This window comes from Nocardia goodfellowii (genome assembly GCF_017875645.1).
Classification (GTDB): Bacteria; Actinomycetota; Actinomycetes; order Mycobacteriales; family Mycobacteriaceae; genus Nocardia; species Nocardia goodfellowii.
In genome coordinates, this window is record NZ_JAGGMR010000001.1 from 2,131,621 (window position 1) to 2,152,855 (window position 21,235).

General features: G+C 68.3%; 23 protein-coding genes. 7 read left to right on the top strand and 16 right to left on the bottom strand.

Annotation, left to right across the window (positions count from 1 at the left end):
* Positions 1-73: 73 nt before the first annotated feature.
* The 3 genes from BJ987_RS09325 (at position 74) to BJ987_RS09335 (ending at position 1,961) form a co-directional block, all read left to right on the top strand.
* A complete protein-coding gene (locus BJ987_RS09325) occupies positions 74-538 on the top strand; it encodes a MarR family winged helix-turn-helix transcriptional regulator (RefSeq protein ID WP_209886904.1) in 465 nt (154 codons plus the stop codon).
* Positions 539-587: 49 nt separating this feature from the next.
* Positions 588-1,739, top strand: coding sequence for an epoxide hydrolase family protein (locus tag BJ987_RS09330; protein WP_209886908.1), 1,152 nt, complete (start codon positions 588-590; stop codon positions 1,737-1,739).
* Positions 1,740-1,808: 69 nt separating this feature from the next.
* Entirely contained in the window at positions 1,809-1,961 is a 153-nt protein-coding gene (locus tag BJ987_RS09335; RefSeq protein ID WP_209886910.1) for a hypothetical protein, read from the top strand.
* 12 nt (positions 1,962-1,973) lie between these two features.
* Here BJ987_RS09335 and BJ987_RS09340 read toward each other — a convergent pair whose 3' ends face one another.
* From BJ987_RS09340 to BJ987_RS09355, 4 genes are read right to left on the bottom strand one after another with little or no spacing between them, the layout of a single operon-like run.
* Entirely contained in the window at positions 1,974-3,938 is a 1,965-nt protein-coding gene (locus BJ987_RS09340) for a 5-oxoprolinase/urea amidolyase family protein (RefSeq protein WP_209886912.1), read from the bottom strand.
* Positions 3,935-4,549: an urea amidolyase associated protein UAAP2 gene (locus tag BJ987_RS09345; protein ID WP_209886914.1), complete on the bottom strand. Its 615-nt coding sequence runs from the start codon at positions 4,547-4,549 to the stop codon at positions 3,935-3,937. Before BJ987_RS09345 ends, BJ987_RS09340 begins: the two co-directional genes overlap by 4 nt.
* Positions 4,546-5,298 carry a DUF1989 domain-containing protein gene (locus BJ987_RS09350; RefSeq protein ID WP_209886915.1) on the bottom strand — a complete coding sequence of 251 codons (753 nt, stop codon included), beginning with the start codon at positions 5,296-5,298 and terminating at the stop codon, positions 4,546-4,548. Before BJ987_RS09350 ends, BJ987_RS09345 begins: the two co-directional genes overlap by 4 nt.
* A gap of 20 nt (positions 5,299-5,318) precedes the next feature.
* Positions 5,319-6,857 (bottom strand): amino acid permease, encoded by a 1,539-nt coding sequence (locus BJ987_RS09355; protein ID WP_209886917.1) that lies wholly within the window; start codon positions 6,855-6,857, stop codon positions 5,319-5,321.
* Between the two features lie 196 nt (positions 6,858-7,053).
* Between BJ987_RS09355 and BJ987_RS09360 the strand changes: the two genes are divergently transcribed.
* Complete coding sequence (locus BJ987_RS09360) at positions 7,054-7,713, top strand: TetR/AcrR family transcriptional regulator (protein WP_209886920.1); 660 nt, start codon at positions 7,054-7,056, stop codon at positions 7,711-7,713.
* 1 nt (position 7,714) lies between these two features.
* Here the strand turns inward: BJ987_RS09360 and BJ987_RS09365 are convergent, their stop codons facing one another.
* The 8 genes from BJ987_RS09365 to BJ987_RS09400 all read right to left on the bottom strand — a co-directional run bounded on the left by BJ987_RS09365 (position 7,715) and on the right by BJ987_RS09400 (position 14,365).
* Positions 7,715-8,665 (bottom strand): phosphotransferase, encoded by a 951-nt coding sequence (locus tag BJ987_RS09365; protein ID WP_209886923.1) that lies wholly within the window; start codon positions 8,663-8,665, stop codon positions 7,715-7,717.
* 23 nt (positions 8,666-8,688) lie between these two features.
* The gene (locus BJ987_RS09370) at positions 8,689-10,140 is read right to left on the bottom strand and encodes a TerD family protein (RefSeq protein ID WP_209898108.1); all 1,452 of its coding nucleotides are present in this window, start codon (positions 10,138-10,140) and stop codon (positions 8,689-8,691) included.
* 65 nt (positions 10,141-10,205) lie between these two features.
* Positions 10,206-10,733, bottom strand: a complete 528-nt coding sequence (locus BJ987_RS09375; RefSeq protein WP_209886926.1) for a hypothetical protein — start codon at positions 10,731-10,733, stop codon at positions 10,206-10,208.
* A gap of 56 nt (positions 10,734-10,789) precedes the next feature.
* Complete coding sequence (locus BJ987_RS09380; protein WP_209886929.1) at positions 10,790-11,590, bottom strand: family 1 encapsulin nanocompartment shell protein; 801 nt, start codon at positions 11,588-11,590, stop codon at positions 10,790-10,792.
* Positions 11,587-12,609, bottom strand: a complete 1,023-nt coding sequence (locus BJ987_RS09385) for a Dyp-type peroxidase (protein WP_209886930.1) — start codon at positions 12,607-12,609, stop codon at positions 11,587-11,589. The genes BJ987_RS09380 and BJ987_RS09385 overlap by 4 nt, the downstream gene beginning before the upstream one ends.
* Positions 12,610-12,659: 50 nt before the next feature.
* Positions 12,660-12,986: a cupin domain-containing protein gene (locus BJ987_RS09390; RefSeq protein WP_209886933.1), complete on the bottom strand. Its 327-nt coding sequence runs from the start codon at positions 12,984-12,986 to the stop codon at positions 12,660-12,662.
* A 96-nt stretch (positions 12,987-13,082) separates the two neighbouring features.
* Complete coding sequence (locus tag BJ987_RS09395; RefSeq protein WP_209886937.1) at positions 13,083-13,568, bottom strand: dihydrofolate reductase; 486 nt, start codon at positions 13,566-13,568, stop codon at positions 13,083-13,085.
* Positions 13,565-14,365 carry a thymidylate synthase gene (locus BJ987_RS09400; RefSeq protein WP_209886940.1) on the bottom strand — a complete coding sequence of 267 codons (801 nt, stop codon included), beginning with the start codon at positions 14,363-14,365 and terminating at the stop codon, positions 13,565-13,567. Before BJ987_RS09400 ends, BJ987_RS09395 begins: the two co-directional genes overlap by 4 nt.
* 45 nt (positions 14,366-14,410) lie before the next feature.
* Here BJ987_RS09400 and cobF point away from each other — a divergent pair, with 45 nt between their 5' ends.
* Together cobF and BJ987_RS09410 are read left to right on the top strand one after the other, a co-directional pair.
* The gene (cobF, locus tag BJ987_RS09405) at positions 14,411-15,145 is read left to right on the top strand and encodes a precorrin-6A synthase (deacetylating) (protein ID WP_209898110.1); all 735 of its coding nucleotides are present in this window, start codon (positions 14,411-14,413) and stop codon (positions 15,143-15,145) included.
* Between the two features lie 40 nt (positions 15,146-15,185).
* A complete protein-coding gene (locus BJ987_RS09410) occupies positions 15,186-16,055 on the top strand; it encodes an Fpg/Nei family DNA glycosylase (RefSeq protein ID WP_209886943.1) in 870 nt (289 codons plus the stop codon).
* Here BJ987_RS09410 and BJ987_RS09415 read toward each other — a convergent pair.
* The 4 genes from BJ987_RS09415 to BJ987_RS09430 form a co-directional block, all read right to left on the bottom strand.
* Positions 16,048-17,568 (bottom strand): carboxylesterase/lipase family protein, encoded by a 1,521-nt coding sequence (locus BJ987_RS09415; RefSeq protein ID WP_209886946.1) that lies wholly within the window; start codon positions 17,566-17,568, stop codon positions 16,048-16,050. The genes BJ987_RS09410 and BJ987_RS09415 overlap by 8 nt on opposite strands.
* 901 nt (positions 17,569-18,469) lie before the next feature.
* Entirely contained in the window at positions 18,470-18,637 is a 168-nt protein-coding gene (locus BJ987_RS09420; RefSeq protein ID WP_209886950.1) for a hypothetical protein, read from the bottom strand.
* Between the two features lie 41 nt (positions 18,638-18,678).
* Positions 18,679-18,924, bottom strand: a complete 246-nt coding sequence (locus tag BJ987_RS09425) for a DUF2630 family protein (protein ID WP_209886953.1) — start codon at positions 18,922-18,924, stop codon at positions 18,679-18,681.
* Between the two features lie 10 nt (positions 18,925-18,934).
* Positions 18,935-20,446, bottom strand: a complete 1,512-nt coding sequence (locus BJ987_RS09430; protein WP_209886956.1) for an aminotransferase-like domain-containing protein — start codon at positions 20,444-20,446, stop codon at positions 18,935-18,937.
* Positions 20,447-20,527: 81 nt separating this feature from the next.
* On the opposite strand from BJ987_RS09430, the gene BJ987_RS09435 reads away from it, so the two are divergent.
* A complete protein-coding gene (locus BJ987_RS09435; protein ID WP_209886959.1) occupies positions 20,528-21,217 on the top strand; it encodes a pyridoxamine 5'-phosphate oxidase family protein in 690 nt (229 codons plus the stop codon).
* Positions 21,218-21,235 lie beyond the last annotated feature (18 nt).

The window sequence follows — 21,235 nt, forward strand, 5'->3', positions numbered from 1 at the left end:
TAGACAAGTTTCTACCGAGAGATGTTCCTCGTGTCAACTATCCGCGTAGCAATGAGTGCGGTAGGTTGGCGGCATGGACCTCTTCGACGATCCTCGACTGACCGTCGCGGGCCTGCTGTTCGAGGCACAGGACGGTTTGCTGAAGAAGCTGGAGCCCGCATGGAAGGCGGGCGGACTGTCCGGCCTCGACCTGAATGCCCTGCTGCGCCTGAGTCGTTCGCCCGGACGACGGCTGCGCATGACCGATCTGGCACGTCAGACGTCGTTGTCCACCAGTGGCGTCACCCGCCTGGTGGACCGGCTCGAACGCGCCGGACTGCTGCGGCGGGAACTGGATCCAGCTGATCGCCGCAGCTCCTACGCGGTGCTCACCGAGGCCGGCGAACAACGGGTCACCGAAGTGCTGCCCGCCTATATCGCGGCCATCGAGCAGTGGTTCACCGGATTGCTGACCCCCGCGCAGTTGGACGGTTTGACCTCCGCGTTGCGGATCATCCGGGACCGGGTGAATCCGGAGGCGACGGTCCGGACCGATTGAGTTCCTACTTAGGAACGGATCCGTCCTAGGCCGTTCCTAAGCTCGAATCATGAGCAACGAGATCAAGCAATTTCGTATCGACATCCCCCAGCAGCGGCTCGATGATCTGCGCGCTCGGCTCGACCACGTGATCTGGCCCGCGCCGTTGCCGGGAGACGACTGGGACACCGGCGTGCCGACCGCGTGGCTGCGCGACATGGTGGACTACTGGCGCACCGGCTACGACTGGCGCGCCGAGGAGGCCCGGCTCAACGCCTATCCGCAGTTCACCACCGAAATCGACGGGCAGACAATCTATTTCCTGCATGTCCGGTCGAACGAGCCGAACGCGGTGCCGTTGCTGCTGACCCACGGCTGGCCCGGGTCGGTGGTCGAATTCCTGGACCTCATCGGACCTTTGACCGATCCCGCGGCGCACGGGGGCGACCCGGCCGATGCGTTCCACGTGGTGATTCCCGCGCTGCCGGGCTTCGGCTTCTCCAGTCCGGTGCGCGACAACGGCTGGCCGATGAGCCGGATCGCCGCCGCCTGGGCGGAACTGATGGATCGGCTGGGCTACGAGCGCTATGGCGTCCAGGGTGGTGACATCGGGGCCGGCGTCAGCCCGGAAGTGGGCCGCGTCGCGCCCGGCAACGTGATCGGCGTGCATGTCAACGGAAACCTCGGCTTCCCCGAATTGCCGCTGCCCGACGCGGAACTGGCCGCACTCACCGACCTGGAACGCGACCGGGTCAGCCGCATCGAGACGTTCATGAACGAGGAATTCGGTTATATCGCGATCCAATCCACCCGGCCGCAGACGCTCGCCTACGGACTGGTCGACTCGCCGGTCGGGCAGCTCGCCTGGATCATGGACAAGTTCCGGGAGTGGACCCACCCGCGAAATGTGGCCCCCGACAAGATCATCGACCGCGACCGCCTGCTCACAAACGTCATGCTGTACTGGTTGACCGGCACCGCGGGCTCGGCCGCCTTCGTCGGCTACGCGCAGGGCCAGCCCTGGGGTCCGCCCCAGCGGAACTCGGGCATCCCGACCGCCGCCATCGTGTTCGCGCACGACGTCGGCATCCGCCGCTTCGCCGAACGGGAGAACACCATCACCCGCTGGACCGACGTCGACCGTGGCGGCCACTTCGCGGCGCTCGAGCAGCCGCAGCTGCTGCTCGCCGACGTGCGCGAGTTCTTCCGCGATCTGCGCTGATCCGGCGTGTCGGCGCGGGCACAGGCGCACACTCGAAGGGCAGGACAGTGGCCATCAGGAGTAGTAGCCATGACCGAGCCGATGCGGATGACCGACGACCATCGCGAAGAATTCTGGCGGCGTTGTGGATGGGCGCCGGAGCTGCCCGCTGAGCAGCGCCGCGACATCGAGCACCGTTGGGACGACCACTCCATCGATCTGGCGGAGTTGTTCGGCTGGTGAACGTGACCCGTGTCAGGTGAGCTCGCCGGCCGCCTGCCACGAGTTCCGTTCGGCGGTGAAGGCTTCCGCCTGTACTGCCCGAAAGCGGTCGATGGAAGCCGCGTTGTCCGCGAGGAACGCGCGGTAGTCGGCCAGACGGAATTCCCCGTCCTCGGTCTTCACCTCGACATTGCCCGCGGCGAAATCGGCGCGCTTGTCGAGCAACTCGTCCGGTTCGACGGGGTACCAGCGGATGCGATCGAAATATCGCAGCAGCCAAGGGTTTTCCGCCGCGGTGCCGGGCTGCCAGGCGTGGTTCCACACCTGCGTTGTCCGGCCGACGAATTGGTAGCCGCCGGGGCCTTCCATGCCGTAGACGCAGAGGTAGGCGCCGCCGATCCCGACCGCGTTCTCCGGTGTCCAGGTGCGGGCGGGGTTGTACTTCGTGGTGACCAGGCGGTGGCGGGGGTCGGTCGGTGTGGCCACGGGCGCACCGAGATACACGTCGCCGAGGCCCAGCACCAGATACTCGGCGTCGAACACGATGCGGTGGACGTCCGCCACGGTGGCCAATCCGTTCATCCGACGGATGAATTCGATGTTCCACGGACACCAGGGCGCGTCGGCGCGGACACCGTGCATGTAACGCGTGATCGCTTCCCGGGTCGAGGGATCGTCCCAGGACAGCGGCAGATGTACGGTGCGGCTGGGCACGACGAGCTCATCGGCGGCCGGCAGGTGTTGTTCGGCTTCGGCCAGCAGGGCCAGCAGCCGGGGGATCGGAAGAACGTGCGGGTCCACCCGCACCTGCAAGGACCGGATACCCGGCACCATTTCGACGATGCCGCGCACCGCCGCCGCGAGCAGATGCTGGTACAGGGCGTGCACCCGCGCCCGCAGCGCGAGATCCAGTGTCAGCTGACCGTATTCCACCAGCACACCGTCGTCGCCCTGCCGGCGATAGGTGACCCCGATCTCGTCGTCGACGTCGGCGCGGCGCAGCACACCGTCGTCCCCGTCACCGCCCGTGGTCAGCACCAGCGGCAGATTCGCCCGCCTGCGTGCACCCAATTCCCGGATCGAGGCGGCGTTCGCGCTGCGGATCGGCACGAACCGCACCTTGTCGCCGGGGGCGAGTTGACCCAGCTTCCACTTGTCCGCCGCGACAACGGTTACCGGGCAGACGAAACCGCCGAGACTCGGGCCGTCCGGCCCGAGCAGGATGGGTGTGTCGCCGGTGAAGTCCAGCGCGCCGATCGAATACGCGTTGTCGTGGATATTCGACGGATGCAGCCCGGCCTCACCACCGTCGGTGCGCGCCCACTCGGGTTTCGGGCCGATCAAGCGGACGCCGGTACGGTCGGAGTTGAAGTGCACTTCGTAATCGGTGCCGGTGATGGTGTCGAAGTCGGCGCGGGTGAAGAATTCCGGCGCCCCGTGCGGGCCCTCGGTGACCGCCAGTTCCCACCGTGTCGTCAGCACCGGCTGGTCGTCCATCGGCACCGCCGCGGCGATCCGCGCCCGTGGCGCGCCGAGCGGGAGAACGTCACCCGCACGCAGCGCGCCGCCGTGGTCGCCACCGAACTTGCCGAGGGTGAATGTGGCGATACTGCCCAGATATTCGGGCAGCTGGATCCCGCCGGCGATCAGCACGTAGGTTCGCATTCCCGGTCCGCGAATCGCGCCGATATCGAGCACGCCGCCCGCCGGGACTTCGACGGCGCGCCAGAGCTGCACGGGCACACCGTCGATCGTGGCCTCGGCCGGTGCGCCGGTCACACAGATCCAGGCCGGTTCGGTGAACCGTAGTGCGGGGCCCCCGAGTGTGCACTCCAATCCGCCCGCGCCCTCGGCGTTTCCGAGCACCCGATTGCCGAGCCGGAACGACAGGTCGTCCATCGGCCCCGACGGCGGTACCCCGATATGCCAGTAACCGACCCGCCCAGGCCAATCCTGAACCGTGGTGAGCAGGCCGGGCCGCACCACCTCGGCCGTCATCGCGACACCACCATGCGCACGGGCGTGGGGTCGAAACCATTGCAGGGATTGTTGATCTGCGGGCAGTTGGAGACCAGGACGAGCGTGTCGGTCTCCGCGCGCAACGTGACTTTCTTTCCGGGAGCGGACAATCCGTCCACGATGCCGAGGGTGCCGTCCAGTTCCACCGGCACGTTCATGAACCAGTTGATGTTTGACACCAGATCCCGCTTGCCCAGACCGTGTTTCATCGCTTCGATCAGGAAATTCTCGACGCAGGCATGCTGGTGCCGGGTGTGGTGGCCGTAGCGCAGCGTATTGGACTCCTGCGAGCAGGCACCGGCGATGGTGTCGTGGTTGCCGACCTCGTCCGCGATCACCGTCATCAGCGCGGTGCCCGCATCCGTCAGCAGCACACTGCCGGTGGTGAGGAAGATATTGCGCTGCGCGGTGACGGTGGCTTGCGCGCTGTAGCGGTCGGTGTGCTCGGCCGCGTTGTAGAGCAGGCAGTCGACGGCCTGATTGCCGTGCAGGTCGATGATGTCCAAGATCTCGCCCGCACCGACGACGGTGGACCATGGTGCGCAGGCGGGGACGATGTCGTCGAGGACGATCGTGCGGGTGGCGGTCACGCGTGTGCCTCCAGAGTCAGTGCGGTCCAGGCTGATTCGGTGTTCTCGACAGCACGGCGGTATTCCGGGTCGGGGTTGCTCAGCACGGTCAGTTCGTCGGGAGCCGACCAGGCGACGACGTCGAGAGCGGTGGTGGGCCGCTCGTCGAGTGGGTGCGGCGCGTTGGCGACCAGCAGCACTACCGGCAGGTGCAGGAGCAGATCCACCGAGCCGCCGGGTCCAGCGCTACCCGCCGCGACGAGCGTGCCATCGGATTCGACGCGGGCACCACGCAACAGCGACACGGTCGGCCCGATATCCCGCGGCGTCAGACCCTGCTTCGCCCCGGCCAGCCGGAGCTGGTTTCGCCCGGCGGAGGTCGGTCCGCACAGGGCGTCGTGGTGGCCGGACGTGTCGGCGACGATGGTCGCCAGCACCCGGCCCTGATCCGACAGGAGTGGATGTCCGGTCGAAAGATAGGCCTGCCAAGGCACTTTCACGGTGTCGGCGACATTGAGTCGTTCCCACGGAGCGTCGGCGCGGAGCAGCAGCAGGTGCGCGCAGGCCGCACCGTCCGGATCGCTGAACCGGATCCGGGTGCCGCGACCGAGCACCGGATCGGCGTAACCGCCCGGCGGAATGCGCTGGGCCCAGGTGATTGCCGAGGCGCCGATGTCATCCGCGGTGGGCACGACGAAGTCGGCGGCCGCGGCCTGGGCGCGGGCGTGTGCCCGCGCACCCGCGGTCGAGGAGGTGTTCTGGTCGGTCATGGCTGGCTCCCTGTCTGAGGTCATGCGGGCTGTACCGCGGGTTGCGACGCTTGCTCGGTGGAGCCGTCGCCGACGGCGGCCCGCTGCCGGCTGACCCGCAGGTAGATCACGAAACCCACCGCGCCACTGAGGATCACGAACAACGGCGCCGACCAGAGCAGCCACCACCCACCGCCCTGCGGCGTGTAGATCTCCGGCCGCGGCCAGGCCAGATTGATCGCCATCGCGATACCCCACAGCACCGCGCCCACGTTCACCGCGATACCGAAGCGCCCCAGCGAGAACAGGCCTTGCTCGACACCGGCTTCCGGCCACCCGCGCAGCCGCTGCCGCAGCATCGGCGCGGTGACCAGCAGGTAAGCCAGGTAGAACATGACGATGCACACGCTGGCGAGCGTCGCGAAGATCGCCGCGTTACCCAGGTTGATCACCAGCAGCGCGATGCCCGCCGCACCGAAGACGACCGCGGGCAGCATCGGGGTGCCGAACCGCGGGTGCACGGTCGACAGTGCGCGGGCGAAGGGCAGTTTCCCGTCCCGGGCCATGGAGAACATCAGGCGCGATCCCGCAGTCTGGATCGCCAGCGTGCAGACGAACACCGCGACCGCCACCGCGCACAGCAGCACCGTGCCCGCCGGACTGGCCAGCTTGGCGGTGATGACATACGCCAGCCCGCCGGTGGCCAGATTGCCGTCGGTGAGACTCGGTGCGGCCATCAGCGCACCGAGCAGCATCAGCCCGCCGCCCAGGCCCGAGACCGCGAGCGCCGACAGGATGGTGCGCGGCGCGACCTTGCGCGGATTCTTGGTCTCCTCGGCCAATTCGCCGGCGGAGGAGAACCCGAGCATCACGTACGCCGCCATCAGCCCGGAGACCAGGAACGCGGCCAGGTACCCGCCGGGCGCGGCGCCCTGGGTATCGAAGACGACCTGCGGGCCGCGCTCGGCGTCGGCGAAGAACAGCCCGATCACCGCGGCGACACCGACGATTTCGATGGTGACGCCGATGGCGTTGATCCGGGCCATGACGTTCACCCCGAGCACATTGATGAGCGTGGTCAGCACCATCAGGGCACTGCCCAGCAGCACCGCGTTCGCCGCGCCGGAGGTCGAGGTGAGGGCGGGATCACCGCCGAGGACCTGGAATCCGCTCCACACCGCCGGCAACACGACCTGCAACGCGATCGCGGCCGCGGCGGCCGTGACGATCTGCGCGATGATCATGGCCCAGCCCGCGAACCAGCCGACCAGATCACCGGCCAGACGGCGGGACCACTGGTAGATGGATCCGGAAATCGGGTAGTGCGCGGCGAGTTCGGCGAAATTCAAAGCCACCAGGAACTGTCCGGCGAACACCAGCGGCCACGTCCAGAAGAAGGCCGCGCCGCCGAAGGAGTATCCCAGCCCGAAGAACTGGAAGATCGTGGTCAGGATCGAGACGAAGGAGAATCCGGCCGCGAACGAGGCGTAGCGGCCCAGCTTGCGGTGCAGGACCGGCTGATAGCCGAATCCCGCCAGGTCGGCGCTGTCGGCATCGGGTGGGGTCAGTGTCGTGGCCATGGGTTCCTCCGGCGTGTGGCCAATATCTATCGAGTGACAGTTTTGCGTCCGGGATCGTGCTTCCGGTGTCGCGCGTGTATCACTTCCGGGAACGCCGGTAACTTCTGTGTTGCCCCGATTTCTGTCAAATGACAGAAACCTCACCGGGCCGGAGCGGGCGGCGGGGAGCTTGCCGCAGCGGTGCCAGAATGGGCAGGTGACAAACCCCGGTCCCGGCCGTCCCCGGCTCGAGCAACGCGCGCGCCGCGGGCAGACACCTCGCGCGGAGATCCTCGACGCGGCCGGAGAACTGTTCACCACCAAGGGTTATGCGAATACCTCGACCCGGGCAGTGGCCGACGCCGTCGGCATCCGGCAGGCCTCGCTCTATCACCACTTCCGCGCGAAGGACGACATCCTCGACGCGCTGCTCGCCGAAACCATCACCACGCCACTGGAACTCGCGCGTCAATTGAACGAAGCGGCCGTATCCGCGCCCCTCCGGCTCTATGCCCTCGCCTTGTTCGACGTCCGGCAGCTCTGCGCGGCGCGCTGGAATCTCGGTGCGCTGTACCTGCTTCCGGACCTGCGCACCGAGCGCTTCGCGGCGTTCCGGCGGCGTCGTGACGAATTACGCGGGCACTACGAGTCTTTCGCTCTCGACGTACTGTCCGAAGCGGGTCCGGCGGCCGTCCGCGGCGCCGAAGTACTGCCGTTCCGGCTCGTCGAAACGGTGATCAGCATCCGTTCCGACGCGGGCGCCGCCCCGGACTACGCGGAAACCGCGATCCCGGACGCGGCGTTGCGTTTGCTCGGCTGGACCGGCGACCTCGGCGAAATCCGCGGCGCCGCCACCGCACTGCTCGCCGAGTCCTGAGTCAGACGGCGAGGCCGCCCGCGAACGGCATCTCGCGCCAGAGGTCGACAGCCGGGGTGAGGTAGTCCATCAGCACGGGCAACTGCGGCGCGAGCGTGAGGGTGGCGATGATGCGCAGCATGCCCACGGCGTTCACGAAGCCCAGCACATCCTTGCGCAACGGCCTGGTGCCGATGCGCCGCGCCCCACGGTCGTAGGCGGATTCGTGTTCGGGGCCGAGCCCGGCCAGGTCCCACTCGATCGGACCCAGCGTGACCAGCTCGAAGTCGGAATAGAGGTCACCGTCCACGCCGGCGAAGATGTTCGCGGGCGGCGAATCGCCGTGAATCGGCTGTAGGTCGATCCCCGGAAAGGCCGCTTCGAATACCGAGCGGGAACGCACCAAAGGCTCCAGCCGCTGCCACTCCCGCCGGGCGCGGTCCAGGTCGGCGGGGTCGAGCAGATCAGGGCGCTGCTCGAGCAAGGCCAGGCCCTCGGTGACGAACCGCGGATCGGCCGCCGACAGGAATGTCAGCGGACCCGGGTAGTCGCGCAGCGCGGCGTGCAGGTCGGCCACGCTTTCGGCATTAGCCACATAGTCGGGTTCCCGTTCCCGGTCCTCGGCAACGAACTGCCAGAACACCATCGAGAACCCGTCGCGCCGCACAGGTTCTCGCGGCACGAGCGGACTCGGCGGGATCACGGGGGTACCCCGCGCGGCGAGCCACTGCGACACGTCCAGCTCGTCCCGCTGGCGGCGGGCCAGGGAATCGAGACTCTCGCTATGGGGCAGCACGGTCGGGACCCGCACCACGACCGGTGCGGGCGCCAAGTGGACGACGACGGAGAAAACGTCGTGCAACACCGCGGCGTCGGTCACCGTGAGGCCCAGCTCGCGCCCGGCCCCGACAGCCGCGTCCACGGCGGCGGCGGTGCGGCGGGCCAGATCCTGCGGTGTCGCGAAATCGGTCATCGCTCCATCGTTCCAGGCGCGGATCAGCCCTTGCCGCGGCCCGCCTTGAACCCGAAGTCCCAGTTGTACAGCCGCGCGATCTCCATGACACCGGCACCGGGCTGACCGGCGGGCGGCCGGATGAAGGTGCCCTCGCGCCGAACCACCAGCTCCCCGTTCAGGTTCTCGATATGCGCCAGGACCGCGTCGCGCGAATCGTCCTGGCAGCCGTCGAGTGTCATCTCGATCGGGGTGGAGTTCAGCGGATACAGGGTGACCGTGGCGTGCACGCCACGAAAGTCCTTGGCGCCCTCGTAGATCGAGGTGAACACCAGAATCCGGCGGAACTGGCTGGTGAAATCCAGGTTGATGTCGAGATTCTCACCGGTGGCGCTCGCACCGGTGCGGTCGTCCTGATCGAGCCGGATATAGGGCGGACGAGCCAGGTCACCGAAGGAGCGGTCCAGCGCTCGCACCGAACCGATGCGGCCGTCGGCCAGTTCGAAGAAGCAGCACAGGTCGAGGTCGAGCCCGCCGTTGCCGCCGCGCGAACGCCGCCCGAACAGGCCACCGCCCTTGGCGGGCCGGGTGGTGGTCCAGTTCAAGTTGATCCGCATGGTGCCGCCGGTCGCGCCCGACTTGGTCAGCGAGACCGAGGGCGCTTCCTTGGTGAGCGAGATCTTGCTCAGATTCACCGGCGCGCCGCCGACGGGCGGCGGTGGCGCGAAGCCCTGCTGCGGCGGCTGCTGATATTGCGGCTGCGGCGGCTGCTGGTATTGCGGCTGGGGCGGCTGCTGGTATTGCGGCGGCGGGGGCGTGAACGGCTGAGCGGGCGGCGCGAATTGCTGTGGCGGCGGGGCATATTGCGGCGGCGGCGCCGGCTGCTGGGTCGGCGGCGGCGCGAACTGCTGCGGCGGCACGGGCGGCGGGGTGAACTGCGGCGGCGGCGGCGAATACTGCTGTGCCGGTGGCGGAGTGGGTGCGTCGTCGACGGAAATGCCGTATTCCGTGGCCAATCCGGCCAGGCCGGTATCGTAGCCCTGCCCGACCGCGCGGAACTTCCACGCGCCCTGCCGGCGGTACAGCTCACCGAGCACGAACGCCGTCTCGCTGGTGGCCCCGGTGCTGTCGAACCGCGCCACCTCCGCGCCGTTGTTCGCGTCGAGCACCCGGACATACAGGCCGTGGAACTGCCCGAACGTGCCGCCGTCGGACGAAGCCGCGATGACGATGGTCTCGATCTGCGGTTCCACCTGACCGAGGTTCACCCAGAGCTGGTCCAGCACCGTGGGGCCCTGCTGCTTGCCCTCGTGCCGTACCGCGCCGGAGCTGTGCTGCGGCTGGTTGTAGAACACGAAATCGTTGTCCGAGCGGACTTTTCCCCCCGCCAACAGGAGCGCGGAGGCATCCGCGTCCGGAACCCCGGGACCTGACTGCCACCCCAGTTCGATGCGGACCACGGGCATCGGCACCGGAACGTTGGCGCCCTTCATCATCGACACAGCACTCAAACTACTGGACCCCGGCCCCGCCCGTCACCCTATAACCGCGGGACGGCCGCTCACCGGGTCGGCGGCGCGATTTTCCAGTGGGTGCTGAGCGCATCCGCGATCTCCGGCAGCACCGTCACCGGGATCTTCTTGCGCCGCAGCAGCTCCCGAATCTCGTGCACCTGCTCCCGTTTGCGCAGGTCATACGCTCCGGCTATGGGCCCCGCCACCGGCGGGATGGACAACAGCACCAATTCGCCGTGCGGTTCGTCACCCCCGGCGAGATCCAGCGCCAGCGACCAGCGCCCGCGGTCGTCGAGCGTGAACCGCCCGGCGACCACTCGACCCCAGTCGATACTCGACTCGTGCCACGGCACCCGCTCGTAGATGCCGCCGTCGGTCAGCACGATCGCGTCCCGGGCGAACAGCGCCACGAGCACCGCGACCCCGGCCACCACTCCGGCCAGCGCGCCGGTGAACACCCGATACGGCCCGAACACGCCCACGACCAGCAGGCACAGCACCGCCGCCACCGCTATTCCCGCCCCGGTGTACAGCGCGATTCGCTGCCCCGGCACCACACCCGCGCGCACCATCATCGACCTCCTGCGTCAGCGGCTTCACGCTACCGTCTGCCGGGCGGAGGTCAATCCGGTCAGGCTTCGAGCGCGACCGCGGCTTCGCCGGTGTAGACCAGGAATTGCAGGCTCTCCTGGAAGTAGAGCTGCACGTTCTCGGCGTCGTGCGACAGGTAGCCGATGGACAGGTCCTGGCCCAGGTTCAGGTCGAAATCGCCGCCGCGCGTGGTGAGCACGAAGGCGCCGTCGATGGCGGGGGCCCAGATGATCTCGCCCTCGGGGATGAGGCGTTCGATGTGCGTGCGGATCGGGTGGCCGTGATCGGAGGTCTCACTGACCGCGGTGTAGAGATCGGCGCTGAGCAGCACCGAATACGGCCCGTCGACACCGGCCAGCCGCAACGCGGTCAGCGCCTGGGTGACGGCCTCGGGGACCTGCTTCGGATCGGCCGGCACCTTGATCGCCTCGTTGGACGAGCTCGCCCGCACACCGGCGATACCGGCCGCTTCGTAGCCCTCGAAGATCGCGCGATCCTCGGCGAAAGCGATCTTGCGGGCGGCGTCCTTCACCGGGTCCAGGTCGGCGTCCTGCGCGCCGCGCTCGACATTGTTCAGTTCGGTGCGCGACAGCGTGAACGGCACCCGCAGTTCCACCAGCGGCGCGACCACGCGCTGACGTGCCTGCACGCCGGAATCGGGCGCGCTGATCGCCTGGGTGCGGCCCAGGCCGACGGCGTTGTAGTCCTCGCCGTGCGGGCCGGACAAATCCACCACGCGGCGGCCCGCGATGTGGCGCTTGAAGGTACGGCCGGCTTCTTCCTCGATCGCCTTCCATGCCTCGGAGGTGATCGGCGCTAGCTCCCGATGGAGGTTGTTCATGACCTGCTCCTTTTCAATGTGCCGATGCCGAGTGAGCCGCTGCCATTGCTGCGCACGTCCACCTGCTCCGAAGATTCCCGGGATGCTCCCGGAGGGTCGGGCAGGTCTTCGAAGAAGTCGGCGGACGGTGTAAAGAATTGGGTACCCGTGATTGCCGTGGAGAAATCAAGGATGCGGTCGTGGGTCGCGTCCTCGGTGCCGAGGAACATCCGGACCAGCATGGAATCGGTGACGTCGGGGGAGGCCGCGTAGGCGATGTAGTACGTGCCGAACTCGCCCTCCTTGACACTGCCGAAGGGCATGTTGGCACGCAGGATCTTGCGTTCCGCGCCGGTCTCGGGATCGGTGACGGTGTTCACGGCCACATGCGAGTCGGCGGGCTTGTCCTCGTCGGACAGCTCGTAATCCTCGAGCTTGGTGCGGCCGATCACGCGCTCCTGCTCGGCGACCGGCAAGGCGCGCCACGCGGCGAGATCGTGGAGGTATTTCTGCACGGCGACGTAGCTGCCGCCGGCGAATTCGGGGTCCTCGTCCCCGATCAGCGCCGCTGCCTTCGCGAGCGGCCCCTCGGGATTCTCGGTGCCGTCGACGAAGCCGAGCAGATCACGCTGTTCGAAATAGCGGAAGCCGAGGGTCTCGTCGACGATCGTGGCCGCGCCTTCCAGCCGCTGGCCGATCGCCATCGCCAATTCGAAAGCGGCGTCCGGGGTTTCGGACTTGATGTGGAACAGCAGATCGCCCGGGGTGGCGGGGGCCTGATGCTTGGGGCCGAAGTAGCCGGGGAACTCGCGCAGCGCGGCCGGACGCGGGCCGCTGAACAGCCGATCCCACGCCGCCGAGCCGATCGAGGTGACGATGGTGAGCCCGGAACCGGGCACCCGGAAGCCGACCGAACGCTTGAGACCGGCCAGGTCCTCGAGCAGGTCGCGCACAGCCGGCTCGCCGCCCTCGTCGATGGTCACGACCAGGAAAAGCGCGCTCGGTGAGAGTGGATCGAGAATCGGCTGTGGCTCACCCATGGCCACCAGCCTAGTAGCCGCGACCGCGTGCCCCCCGGCTCAGCGTGACCTTACTTGGCCACCGTGAGCAGGAACGCGACGTCCTCGTTGGCCTTGACGCTGTGCCTGGCCTTCGGCACGACCAGCAGGTCGCCGGCCGAACCCTTCCACTCGTTGCTGCCACTGATCAGGGTCAGCGTGCCGCTGAGTACCAGGAGTGTGGCGTCGCCCGCGTTGTCGTGCTCGGCCAGGCTCTGCCCTGCCGACAGGCCGACGACGGTCTGCCGGAGCGAGGCGGCGTGGCCGCCGAAGATCGTTTGCGAACTGCGTCCGCTGGTCGCGGTAGCAGCCAACTTGAGCTGTTGGCGGGCGACCGCTGTCAGCGATTTCTTGTCCATAGCGAGATTGCCTTTCGCATCACTTCATCGGTGCTGGGCTGGCATCAGGAGTATGCCCGACCGGCGTTTGTGGCGGGCGGGGTTTGGGCGGGCGAGTCAGCGGGTGTAGCGCACGATCCGGAACCGCAGCCCGGACGACGATTCTCGCCAAGGCTCCGGCGCCGCTTGCCATTCGGGGCCGATCGCCGGGGCGTAGGCGTCGCCGTCGACTCTGGTGTCCACCTCGGTGACCAGCAGGTCGGTGGCGAGTTCCATAGTCGCACGGTAGATTTCGCCGCCGCCCATCACCCAGACGTCGCCGTCGGCCAGCGCCAGCGCCTCCTCGACGGATCCGGCGCGGTCCGCGCCATCGGCGGACCAGCCGGTCTGCCGGGTCACCACGATATTGCGCCGGCCCGCCAGCGGGCGGTATTTCGCGGGCAGCGAATCCCAGGTGCGCCGGCCCATGATGACCGGATGACCCCAGGTCATGGCCTTGAAGTTGGCCATGTCCTCGGGTAGTCGCCAGGGGATGGTGTTCTCGAACCCGATGACGCCGTCGCGGGCCTGGGCCCAGATCAGGCTGATCTTGCGCGGGTTCACACCGCCACCGGCGCCTTGATCGCCGGATGATGGTGGTAGTCAACGACTTCCACATCCTCGAAGCGGTACTCGAACAGCGACGGCGCCCGGTTCAGGCGCAGCGCCGGGAACGGGTACGGCGGCCTGGTCAGCTGCTCGGTGACCTGCTCGAGGTGGTTGTCGTAGATATGGCAGTCGCCGCCGGTCCAGATGAAGTCGCCGAGTTCCAGCCCCGTCTGCTGGGCCACCATGTGCGTGAGCAACGCGTAGCTGGCGATATTGAACGGCACGCCGAGGAACAGGTCGGCGCTGCGCTGATACAGCTGGCAGGACAGCTTCCCGTCGGCCACATAGAACTGGAAGAACGCGTGGCACGGTGCCAGCGCCATCTGGTCCAGCTCGGCCACGTTCCACGCCGAGACGATGATGCGGCGCGAATCCGGATTGCCGCGCAGCGTCTCGAGGACCTGACTGATCTGGTCGATGTGCCCGCCGTCCGGTGTCGGCCAGGAACGCCACTGCACGCCGTACACCGGGCCGAGTTCGCCGTTCGCGTCCGCCCACTCGTCCCAGATGGTGACGCCGTGCTCGCGCAGCCAACCCACGTTGGAGTCACCGCGCAGGAACCACAGCAACTCGTACACGATCGATTTCACATGCACTTTCTTCGTGGTGACCAGCGGAAACCCTTGCGATAGGTCATAACGCAACTGGTGCCCGAACACACTGCGGGTGCCGGTCCCGGTGCGGTCCGCCTTCGCCGTGCCGGACTCCAGCACCAGCCGGAGCAGATCCTCGTACTGCGTATCGGTCGCCACGGGTGACGAGCTTAGTGTGCGCCTCGCATGGAAAGCTCTCGGCACATGCGCAAGCTCTACGTGATCGGCATCGGTGCGGGCGACCCCGACCAGGTAACCGTGCAGGCCATCAAGGCCATGCGCCAGGTCGAGGTGTTCTTCGTCATCGGCAAGGGCGCGGAGAAGCAGGAACTGCTCGACGTGCGCACCGCGATCCTGTCCGAGCATATGGACCGGCCCTACCGAATCGTGGAGATCCCCGATCCGCCGCGGGAGCGCGCGCCCGCCGATTACCAAGGCGTGGTCGAGGATTGGCACGACCGGCGCGCCGCCCTGCTCCGGGTGGGGTTCGAGGAGGCCGAGGGCGTCGGCGGTCTGCTCGTCTGGGGTGATCCCGCGCTCTACGACAGCACGCTGCGGATGGTCGAGCGGGTGCTGGAGCAGGGCGCGTCCTTCGACTACGAGGTGATCCCCGGGGTGACGAGTGTGCAGGCGCTGGCCGCCCGGCACCGCATGGTGCTGCACCGGATCGGCGAACCGGTGCACATCACCACCGGTCGCCGGTTGCGCGAGGAGGGGCTCGGCGATTCCGCGGTGGTCATGTTGGACGGTGACTGCTCGTTCACCGAGGTGCCCGGCGACGATGTGCACATCTGGTGGGGCGCGTACCTGGGCATGCCCGACGAGGTATTGATCGCGGGTCCGCTGCGCGAGGTCGAGCGGCGGATCGTGGACGTCCGGACGCGGTTGCGCGCCGAAAAGGGCTGGATCATGGACGTCTACCAGCTGCGACGCGGCTGATCAGCCGTTTTTGTCGGTGTCCGCGGGTAGCCTGTGACTCGTGCCTGAACTGCCGGAAGTAGAGGCGTTGGCGCAGTTCCTGCGGGAGCATGCAGTCGGCGCGGTGGTGGGGCGTGTCGATGTGGCGGCCTTGAGCGCGGTGAAAACCTTCGACCCGCCCGTGACAGCGCTGTCCGGGCGAGACGTCACCGGCGCGGCGCGCTGGGGGAAGTTCCTGGGGATGGATTGCGATGGTCTGTGGTTGATCACGCACCTGTCCCACGGCGGCTGGTTGCGCTGGCTCGATGAGCCCAGTCAGACACCGCCGAAGCCGGGCGGCAAGAGCCCGCTCGCGCTGCGGGTGCATTTCTTCGATCCGGAAGGCGCGACACCGGCCTTCGACCTCACCGAGGCGGGAACCAAGAAACGGCTGGCGGTCTACATCGTCGAAGATCCGAAACTGGTCCCCGGGATCGCGCGGCTCGGCCCCGACGCGCTCGAGGTCACCGAAGAGCAGTTCACCGAGATCCTGCGTGGCGCTTCACAGCGCATCAAGACGGCCATCGTCGACCAGACACTGCTCGCCGGGATCGGCAACGCCTACTCCGACGAGATACTGCACACCGCCAAGATCTCGCCGTTCGCCAGCACCAAAACCATGCCGGCCCAGAAGATGTCGGAACTCTACGGCGCCATGCGGGAAGTCCTCACCGACGCGGTGCAGCGCTCCGTCGGGCAAGATGCCGCGCGTTTGAAGGGCGAGAAGCGTTCCGGGATGCGCGTGCACGCCCGCACCGGCTCGCCGTGCCCGGTCTGTGGCGACACCGTCCGCGAGGTCTCCTACGCGGAGCGGTCCTTCCAGTACTGCCCCACCTGCCAGACCGGCGGCAAGATTCTCGCCGACCGCCGCATGTCCCGCCTGCTCAAGTGAGCGTCGACGCGCGGATTCCCTGCCAGGCGAGGCGTTTGGCCCGGTCCGGATCATGTTCCAGGCGGGTGGGGTCATCGATGATCAGCGTGGTGCGGCGTTCTTCGGTATAGGCCGGCCAGGACGGCAGCGGGGCTCCGGTGCGGGCGAATTCGAGCCAGTTGTCCTGGAATTGGCGGGTCACCACCTGGAGTCCGTGCCGTCCGCCCGCCGCGGTGAACGCTCGTCCGATCGGGCCGTCCGTGGCGCCGAACACCGGCACCAGATCGGTGGCGTGGGTGGCACCGACCTTCGCCAGCTGGAGCGCGCGCGGCGCGAAATCGTAGCGGTAGGCGTAGGTGGGCGCATGTCTGCTGTGCGTCTCCATGACGGTGACCGACGGCCGCCAGAAAACGTAGTCGCCACCCATCCGCACCGCGACGCTGTTCTGCGGATAGCCGGGATACGCTGCCGTGACACGGGATTCGACATCCTCGCCCGCGCGCGTGAACACGGTGTGCAGGCGTTGCGGATTGGTCGGCAGCCCGTCGGCGAAGCGGGCGAACAGGGTGCCCTCGTCACGGCAGGTGCCGATGATGAGCGGCAGCTGGTGCGCGGTGCCGTCGGTGAACGCGTCGATCGGTGACTGCGGCAGGAAGTCGCCGTCCACGACCGGGGACGCGGCGAACAATCCGGGATGTTCCCGCAATACCTGACTGAGAACGCGGGCGACGGCTTTACGAATGTCGTTGGCGGAGGACTCGGTCAGCGCCCGGACGGCGTCGGTGGGGTCGGCGGGGTCGGCGCCCAACGCGCTCAGGCAGCGCCGGGCGAAGAGGCGGGCGTCGTCGGCGGTCATCGCCCAATCCGCGGGCGGGCTCTGCGCGATACCGCGGTGGAACAGGCCTCCGGCGGCCGGAGTGGCGAACAGCGCGAGAACGGCGTGCGCACCCGCGGATTCACCGAAGACGGTGACGTTGTCCGGATCGCCGCCGAAGGCCGCGATATTGCGCCGCACCCACTCCAATGCGGCGACCTGATCACGCAGGCCCAGATTCGATTCGAAAGGCCGTTCTGGAGTGGAGAATTCGCTGAAGTCGACGTAGCCGAACGCTCCCAGCCGATAGTTGATCGACACCACGATGACATCACCGCGCAGTGCCAACCGCGCACCGGAATACAGGCCCAGCGCCGAGGTGCCCATCAGGTATCCGCCGCCGTGGATGAACACCATGACCGGGCGCGGTGTCGCCGACTCCGCCACCGGCGCGGTGACATTCAGCGTCAGCGAGTCCTCGCTGGTCGGCTGATATTGGCGCGGGCCGATCCGCGCACCCGACCGATGCTGCATGGCGGCGAAGCCGAACTCCGTCGCATCCCGCACCCCGGTCCAGGGCTGCACCGGCCGCGGTGCTCGAAACCGCCACTCGCCCACCGGCGGCGCCGCATACGGCACTGCCCGCCAGCGCAGTACGCGACGGCCCCGCCGACCCCGCACGATCCCATCAGCGGTCTGGATATCGGTCGTTGCCACCATCATTCGATGGTATCGACGCACGCAAGCCGACCCAGACAGAAGTCACCAGATCGTGCTGCACCACAGGGTCGCGAAGGGCCCGATATCGCTGGTGGTGGTTCGGCCGGGCGAGCGCGGCATTCGTCGTTATCCGGTGTAGAGGTCGGAGCGAACGGCCTCCGCATGGTGGGTGCAACGCGCTGTGGCCGCGTGTTCGCTGAGGTCAGCGGCGGCGCGAGTCACAACCGGGGCGTCGACCCGAGAGCGCACGCGCGCGCCCTGATGGGTGGGCACACCGCGCTGGTTGCCGTTCGCTCCACTCGTCACAACCTGGGCGGGGATGTCGGAGCGTACGCGCTCCGGGTACTCCGCTGGTTGCGGGTTCCGTCGAGTTAACTGCGGCAGTCGTCCACTACGGGGCGTGGATGTCGGAGCGCTCGCGCCTCGCGTACTCCGGTGGTTGCGTGTTCGCTGAGGTCAGCGGCGGCACTCGGCGCAGCCGGGGGCGTGGAGGCGAGAGCACCCGCGCGCGCCCTGATGGTGGGCACAGCGCGCTGGTTGCCGTTCGCTCGCGCTAACGGCGGCACTCGTCGCAAAGCGGGCGTGGATGTCGGCGCCTATGCGCTCCGAGTACTCCGCTGGTTGCGGATTCCGTCGGGTCGGCGGCGGCATTCGTCGTGCCGGGCAACGTGCCGCTCGGCATCATCCCGGGCGTGGATTGGAGCGCGCCCGCATGCTGGGCATTCTTCGCTTCAACGGCAGCACTCGTCGCAACCGGGGGCGTAGATGTCGGAGCGTACGCGCCCGCATGCTGGGCATACCTCGCTGAGCATGCAGGCGGGTTCGCCGGGTTGCTCGAGGTCGTTGCGTGGTGGTCCGTGCTTTTCGCTCGGCGAGCGGTCCTGCGAGGGGTGGGCGGTGGTCACTGCGTTTGATCGCCGGTGTCGGCGGGGCCGGTTGGGGTGGCGCCGCCTTCGTCGGACCAGTCGCTGGGGCCGTCGGAGCCCTTGGCGGGATCGCTCTGCACGTCGTCGTCCGCCTGATCGGGGCCGTTATCGGTATCTGTGGTCTTGGGCTCTGAATCGTTCATTACGGCGAACTACCCCGCGCGTCGGGAGGGAAACGGGCCGATTACTGCAGGTATCCCTCGACCTGGCGGGGCGGGTTGATCTGCGCGTCGTCGGGGGAGGCGCCGGCGTCGATCCGCGCGCGGCGCTGCCGCAGCAGATCCCAGCACTGGTCGAGCAATACCTCCAGCTCGGCCAAGCGCTGCCGCTCGGTCACCGGGTCGACCTCGTGGGCCTCCGCTTTGGCGCGCAGTTCGTGCTCCGCGTCGACCAGTTGCTTGATACGAGCCAGGATGTCCTGTTCGGTCATGCCGACCATGCTATGCCCGCCGTCGGCGGTTCGGGCTGGACCACCCGTGTGTCGGCGACCTCACCCCGGGTGTTCGCCGGTGTGTTGACGCGGCGACCCGGGCCAGGCAGTCGGCGGCGATCGGGACCGCGCGGGCGAGGTCGGCCAGGGAGAGTGCGGCGTAGCCGAGGGTGATGCCGAATGTGTGGCGGCCGAGGGCAGGCGGAGGGGACTGAGTGGCGGATTGGGGCACTCGCGGATACGGGTTCTGCTGGGTGGCCAGGTGGTGCCGGGCGAGACCGTCGAGGGCGATACCGCGTGCACGACCTTCGGCGACGGCCTGGTCCTCGGCGGCGGCGGAGGGCAGCGGGACCACCACATGTGATCCGGCGTCGTCACCCAGAACCGGGAGCCCGCGTCGGCGCAACTCGCTGACCAGCAGTTCTCGGCGCGGCGGCAGGGTGCGGCGCAGGCGGCGCAGATGCCGGGCGAGATCGCCGTGCCGGGCCAACTCGGTGAAGACGTGCTGTCCGGCGGGGCTGGGGCCGGAGCCGGTGCGCTCCCGGTAGGCGAGGACTGCCTGCACGATGCCGGGTGCGGCGACGAGCCAGCCGACGCCGAGGGCCGGGGACAGTATTTTGCTGGTGGTACCGAGATGGATCACCACATCCGGAGCCATCGCGGCGAGCAGTGGCAAAGGCGCTGTGTCGTAACGCAATTCGCCGTCGTAGTCGTCTTCGACGATGGGAACGCCCGCGCGGCGAGCGAATTCGACGAGCTCCACGCGGCGTGCGGCGGGCATCCGCGCACCGAGCGGGAACTGATGCGCCGGTGTGCAATACACGGCATGCACGCCGTCCGGGATCAGGTCGACCCGCAGACCGTCGGCGTCGCAGGGCACCGGGCGCACCGTGATGCCCGCGGCGAGGAAAGCGCCCATGGCGCGCTGATATCCGGGATCCTCCATCGCGACGACATCACCGGGCCGCAGCACGGCATGCGCGAATTCGCCGACCGCCGAGCTGGTTCCGGCCGTGGACAGCACCATGGTGTCGCTGCCGGCCCGCAGCCCGCGATGCCGCAGCAGGTGTTCGACGACGGCGTCCCGGTAGTCCGGTTCGCCCGCTCGATCCCGGCGGACCACCGCGGAGTTGTCCCCGGCGGCCCGCCAGGCCCGCCGCCACGCGGCTTGATCCAGGGCTTCGACGCAGGGCGCGCCGGGAAAGAGATCGAGCAGCTCCGCATCCTCGTCCGGCCCGGCCACCGGCAGGGTCCGGACAGGCGGCGCGGCGGGCGCGGTGGTCAGATAGGTGCCCGACCCCTGTTTGCCGATCAACCAGCCCTCGGCATGCAGTTGGTCGTACGCCGCGGCGACCACGGTGCGGCTCACCCCGAGTTGCCGCGCGAGCGCCCGCGACGAGGGCAGTCGGTCCGCCGCCCGCAGCACTCCGCTGTTTGCGGCCGCACGTAAACCTGCGGCGACCTGCACCGACAATGGATCCGCCGCAGTGCGGTCGAGTACGAGCGGCAATTCTTCCAGCACCGGGCTCCCTCGCGATTGGCCTGCTCAATCTACGTTGAATTGGCTATTTTCGAATGCCACTTCGCCTTGCAAGCTTGACACATGAGCACGACAGCCAGCACCCGGACGCCCCTCTCGCCGACCCCGCGCAGCACCGTCACCCGGATGAAGGAGCGCGCACGCACCGACCGGGCCGACTTGGACGCCGTCCTCGATGCGGGCCTGATCTGCCATCTCGGCGTGCTGCTCGGCGGCGCTCCCGTCGTCTTGCCGACCGTCTACGGCCGCGACGGCGACACCCTCTACCTGCACGGGTCCACCGGCGCGGGCAACATGCGCGCCGCGCTCATGGGCGATATCTCGCTGGCCGTCACCCACGTCGACGGCCTGGTCTACGCCCGTTCGGCCATGCACTTCTCGATGAACTACCGCTCCGCCGTCGTCCGCGGCCGCGCCCTCGAAGTCACCGACCCCGATGCCCGCCTGCACGCCCTCCGGGTCATCGTGGAGCACGCAGCTCCGGGCTCCTGGGATCGCGTCCGTCCGCCCTCCAAGAAAGAGATGGCCGCCACCCTGGTGCTCGCCCTCGACCTCACCGAAGCCTCGGTCAAGATCCGCACCGGCGGCCCCGGCGACGACCCGGCCGACATCGCCACCGGTGGTGTCTGGGCGGGTGTGGTACCGCTGCAACAGGTTTGGGGCGAGCCCATCCCCGCCCCGGATCTGGAGCCGGGCATCGAAACCCCGGCCACGGTGTCGAACCGGGGCCCGCGTAGCTCGGTGCCCGTCTGAGTGACCGATGGATCGGGA